This is a genomic window from Roseiarcus sp. (assembly GCF_049514155.1).
Lineage (GTDB): Bacteria > Pseudomonadota > Alphaproteobacteria > Rhizobiales > Beijerinckiaceae > Roseiarcus.
The window spans coordinates 1-3,436 of record NZ_JBEKVH010000294.1; the positions used below are offsets into that span (position 1 = coordinate 1).

Genomic DNA, 3,436 nt, shown 5'->3' on the forward strand with positions numbered 1-3,436 from the left:
AGCTCGACTTTGCCCATTTACGCGGCGTAGCAGAGCGTCTCGGTGAGTCTTTTCCAGAGGGTGGTCGGAATTTCCACGCGATCCGGGTCGAGCCGGGACATTGATAAATTCGGCGCGCTCCACAGCAGCCGTCGAACGGCGGCGATCGCATCGCTGAAGGTCGGTTCATCCTTGCGATACCAAGCGGCTGATCTGGGACGAAGGCAGGTGACCAAAGTGGGATCGGCCGCCCAGAGCGTCACGAGCGAGAACATTCCAAACAGCGTCGGCGTCATTCGCGCGATGGCGAGATCGGACCATTGCCGCCCGGTTTCAACGCCCAGATGGGCGCGGCATTCCTGGAACGTCGTCTCGACGGACCAGCGGTGGACGAACCAGGCGAGAATTTCGAATGGCGTGGCGGCAGAGTCGGTGCAGAGGAACGCCTGCGGATCACGAACGCCGGTTGGATCGCGCGTGAGCACCCAGCGGATCGGCGCCGGCGGCAATCCGGCGTGATACCAGACCGCCGTTCCGGTCGTGAATTCGAGAATGCAGCGCTGATCGCCATACCAATAGGGCATCGACAGTTTGGCCCAGCGCGTCGTTTTGCTTTCGAGCGCCTGGGAGAGTTTGGGAAGCGGACGGCCTTTCTTGGGCGGCCGTCCGAGCTGTCTGGGGCTTCGCGCCGGCGCCGGCGCGAACAGATTGGCGTCGAGGCGCAGCCGCGTGACGAGACAAACATGGCGGCGAACCGCGGCGATCAGATCGAGCGCCGAGAAGCTGGAGTCGGCGACAACGACGATACTGCGCTTGGGCGCCCATCGCCGAACCTGGAGAATGGCTTGGCGAGCCCAGTCAGTCAGCTTCTTGTGGCGACGCCGATGCGCAGCGGCGTAGCGTTCGGAAGGGGCGAGGATGGTGAGAAATGGCAGAGCCCAGCGTCGCCGAGTCCATGGCACGGGAACCATGGCCATCACCGCCAGCCAGCGCAAGCCGCTCGTCTTGACGAAGTGACCATGCGAGGAGCGCACGGGATCGCGGTAGATGCCGCGCGCCGCGATCTTGTGGCCCCAGCGGCGTTCGATCGTATCGTCAATGCCAATCACGATCGGCCCGTCGGGCGCGAACTTGTCGAGGATCAGCAGCAGCAGTTTGCGGCCGATGGCGGCGCTGTTCCATCGCGCTCGGCTGAGCACGTGGTGGTAGCGCGCGAAGTCGCGGGCTTCGCCGAGGCCAATGACCCGCAGAGCGGCGCTCACCGTGCGCTTTCCCGGGGCGAGCGTCATGCCGGTGACGAGCGCCAGCACATGGTCCCAGACCGGCGCGGTGAAAAAGCTCCGGAAGGGCGCCATCAGCGCGGTGATGATCGACGGCGCCATCGGCGCCGCGGCGAACGAGGAAGAGGGGCGATGTCGGGTCATCGCGACGGTAGAATCGAGTCGCGGCGAATGCGCCTTGACGCCTTTCAAGCCCAGATTGCGGCATTTTGAATCGGTGCCGCCCGAAACCAGGACAAGGACAGCGCCGCGCCGATCCACAACAATGGCGTCATGACCGATGACGACATCATCCAACTCATCGAGAACTTCGCCTTCGACGCAGGCCCCGTCGTGGCGGAGCGGCGCAATCGCGGCTTCACGCTCATCCATGCCGAAACCGGGGTTCCCATCGCCCGCCTACGCCCCCTCGGACGCAACGATCTTTATGAAATCCTCTACTGGTCGCTGTGGAAGGAACGATGGGCGCCGTTCGGCCCCTTTGGACGCACGGCGTTACCTGTCGAACAGGCCGTGCGCGTCATCGCGGAAGCGTCGATCTTTTGGGCCGTCGTCTGAAACAGGCGCGCGAAAAGGGGCAAAGTCGAGCTCAGGGGCCGTCGTCTGAAACAGGCGCGCGAAAAGGGGCAAAGTCGAGCTCAGAAGCAGACGATAAATTCTCTGAACACCCAGCCGAACGGCCGGCCGTCTTTGGCGCGAACAATGAAGGCCCGGGACCTCCCGTTGGCGTCGTCGCGCGTGTCGACGACCGCGACGAGCAGCCCGTTGTTCAGCGTCTGGATGATGCGACTGTTGGGCGCGGCGCGCATATTGAGCGGGGTCGGTTGCGTCCATCGCACGGCACAGGTCCTCAGCCGCGGCGGCAGGCGCGGCGGCGAGGCATGTCAAAGTCGCCACAGCGGCGAGCGGGCGCTTTCGCATGATCGGCGCCCCGGTTGGGGTCGCCGCGCTACGCCCGCCGGTTCGGCGAGCGGGAATGGGCGCCAAGCCCGAATCCTGCGCCGGTTTGCGCCAAGCGCACAATTGCGCGGCGCCGCGACGACGCGACGCAGGGAGCAAGCAACGCAGTCCAGAGACTCGCCGACGCCATGGGCATAACGAGCGAGGGTGAGATCGTTTTCGTCTCGAAGGCGCTGTCTGCGTCCCAAACTTGAGGAGCGTAGTATGAAGAAATACTGGTTGACGGGTCTCGTGCTCGCCGCCGGCCTGGGCATGGCCAGCGCGGCGGACGCGCAGATCAAGTTCGGCGTCGCCGGGCCGATCACCGGCGCGAACGCCTCGTTCGGCGCACAGTTGACCAACGGCGTCGGCCAGGCGGCCGAGGACTTCAACAAAGCTGGCGGCATTCTCGGCCAGAAGGTCGAGGTCGAGCAGGGCGACGACGTTTCCGATCCCAAGCAAGGCGTCTCGGTCGCCAACAAGTTCGTCGGCGACGGCGTCCAATTCGTCGTCGGCCACTTCAACTCCGGCGTGACCATCCCGGCTTCCGAAGTCTATGTCGACAACAACGTTCTCTTCATCAGCCCCTCGGCGACCAATCCCAAGGTCACTGAACGCGGGCTGTGGGACGCCTTCCGCACCTGCGGCCGCGACGACCAGCAGGGCAAGCTGTGGGCCGACCTCGCGCTCGGCGATCTCAAGGACAAGAAGATCGCCATCATTCACGACAAGACCCCCTACGGCCAGGGCCTCGCCGACGCCGCGCGCGGCTTCATGAACGCCGGCGGCAAGAAGGAAGTCCTCTACGAAGGCGTCAACGTCGGCGAGAAGGACTATTCGGCGATCGTCTCCAAGATCAAGGCCGCGGGCGCCGACTACCTGATGTGGGGCGGCCTGCACACCGAGGCCGGCTTGATCGTGCGCCAGATGCGCGACCAGGGCATGACGACGATCTTGATCTCCGGCGACGGCATCACCGACACCGAGTTCGCCTCGATCGGCGGCCCCGGCGTCGAAGGCACGCTGATGTCGTTCGGCCCCGAGCCGCGCAACAACCCGGCCGCCAAGGACGTCGTGGCCGAGTTCAAGGCCAAGGGAATCGAGCCCGAAGGCTACACGCTCTACTCCTACGCCGCGATGCAGATCATCAAGCAGGCGATCGAGAAGGCCAACTCGACCGACCCGCACAAGGTCGCCGACGTCATGCACTCGGGCATGGCGTTCAAGACCGTGCTCGG

Annotated in this window: 4 protein-coding genes; 2 read left to right on the forward strand and 2 right to left on the reverse strand. The window is 65.0% G+C overall.

The genetic code is table 11. From position 1 onward, the window contains the following. Nucleotides 1-17: 17 nt before the first annotated feature. Entirely contained in the window at nt 18-1,403 is a 1,386-nt protein-coding gene (locus tag ABSF49_RS21705) for an IS701 family transposase (protein ID WP_424114707.1), read from the reverse strand. Nucleotides 1,404-1,532: 129 nt separating this feature from the next. Between ABSF49_RS21705 and ABSF49_RS21710 the strand changes: the two genes are divergently transcribed. After that, nucleotides 1,533-1,817, forward strand: coding sequence for a hypothetical protein (locus tag ABSF49_RS21710; RefSeq protein ID WP_424114708.1), 285 nt, complete (start codon nt 1,533-1,535; stop codon nt 1,815-1,817). A gap of 80 nt (nt 1,818-1,897) precedes the next feature. Here ABSF49_RS21710 and ABSF49_RS21715 read toward each other — a convergent pair whose 3' ends face one another. Beyond that, nucleotides 1,898-2,068 (reverse strand): SH3 domain-containing protein, encoded by a 171-nt coding sequence (locus ABSF49_RS21715; RefSeq protein ID WP_424114709.1) that lies wholly within the window; start codon nt 2,066-2,068, stop codon nt 1,898-1,900. Between the two features lie 355 nt (nt 2,069-2,423). Between ABSF49_RS21715 and ABSF49_RS21720 the strand changes: the two genes are divergently transcribed. Then, nucleotides 2,424-3,436 (forward strand): branched-chain amino acid ABC transporter substrate-binding protein (locus ABSF49_RS21720; RefSeq protein ID WP_424114710.1); only part of this gene is annotated, 1,013 nt, incomplete at its 3' end.

Coding starts and splice junctions, on each gene's coding strand:
- ABSF49_RS21710 (WP_424114708.1), top strand. CDS start 1,533: ATGACCGATGACGACATCATCCAACTCATCGAGAACTTCGCCTTCGAC.
- ABSF49_RS21715 (WP_424114709.1), bottom strand. CDS start 2,068: ATGCGCGCCGCGCCCAACAGTCGCATCATCCAGACGCTGAACAACGGG.
- ABSF49_RS21705 (WP_424114707.1), bottom strand. CDS start 1,403: ATGACCCGACATCGCCCCTCTTCCTCGTTCGCCGCGGCGCCGATGGCG.